1 protein-coding gene is annotated in these 1,033 nt (G+C 52.4%); it reads right to left on the bottom strand.

The window, feature by feature from the left end; all coding sequences use genetic code 11:
* Positions 1-6 precede the first annotated feature (6 nt).
* On the bottom strand, positions 7-957 hold the full coding sequence (locus OKB87_RS23525) for an IS1595-like element ISAeca5 family transposase (RefSeq protein ID WP_270828627.1): 951 nt from the start codon (positions 955-957) through the stop codon (positions 7-9).
* Between the last annotated feature and the right edge of the window lie 76 nt (positions 958-1,033).

The raw sequence follows: 1,033 nt of genomic DNA, 5'->3' as shown, positions 1-1,033 counted from the left end.
ACCTGATTACCCATGACCCTCAGCCAGCTTCAAGAGCCGATATGGCATCGGAGGGCTTGCCACGACTGCATGCCCCAATTCAACCAACATGCTCTTGAGGTCAAAACGATGATTAAACCGGAAGCAGTATTCCGCAAGATGCCTTGGTAAATGCTTCGCTCCGAGCGTATGGCAACTGCCCCGCAGCGAGTTTTTCACATTTCCTATCATCGTGTTTACCCAGTTGAATGCCGGATGATCCAGCCAGTCCAGGTTGCCCCCGGTGACAACACCCAGGTGCTCACAATTGGCCTCCTTGACCGCTTTGAAACAGGCCAATCCATCGGATATCACCGCGCTACCACTAGCAAGATGCCGTTTTGCCCAATCAGCAATGACGTTGGTTTTGAAACCATCGACCACCGTCATCCGCATCTTGATTGGATGCCCTTCCTTGTTCAGGGCTACTGCTGCCACAAACGGCGTCTTGCCTGCCGCGCCGCGACCTCGTTTGCCACCACGGCGCTCTCCACCCCAGTAGACATCATCGAGCTGAATGATGCCGCTGATGGGCTGCTTGTCATCGGACTCTTTCATGGCTTGCAGCAGCTTGTGCTTGAGCATCCAGGCGGTGTCATATTTGACGTCCAACTGGCGCTTTAGCTCCATCGCTGACAAGCCAGTTTTGGTCTGTGACAGCAGCTGCATCGCCAGAAACCACTTGGTCAGTGGGAGTTTGGTGTTTGCAAAAATCGTGTTTCCAGTCAATGACATCTGGTGACGGCAGTTATTGCATTGCAGCACGCGTGGCCGACTTTTCAGGCGACAGCAGGTCTTGTTGGCGCACTCAGGACAGATGAAACCGTTCGGAAAACGCCAAGCAAGCAGCGCGTTTTCGCACTGCGCTTCAGTGCCATAGTCCTTGAAAAAATCAAACAGGCTGTAGCCTTTCTGGAATTGGACTTTGCTTTTGGCCATGATCTCGCACCTCGATAACTGTACGTAAGATCAGTATAGTTCGTGGTAACTGACTGCTAATCATGGGTAATCAGGT

This window comes from Aeromonas sp. Y318-1, from assembly GCF_027706125.1.
GTDB lineage: Bacteria > Pseudomonadota > Gammaproteobacteria > Enterobacterales > Aeromonadaceae > Aeromonas > Aeromonas hydrophila.
The sequence above is the reverse complement of the archived record's forward strand: the minus strand, read 5'-3'. Positions and strand labels throughout refer to the sequence as shown.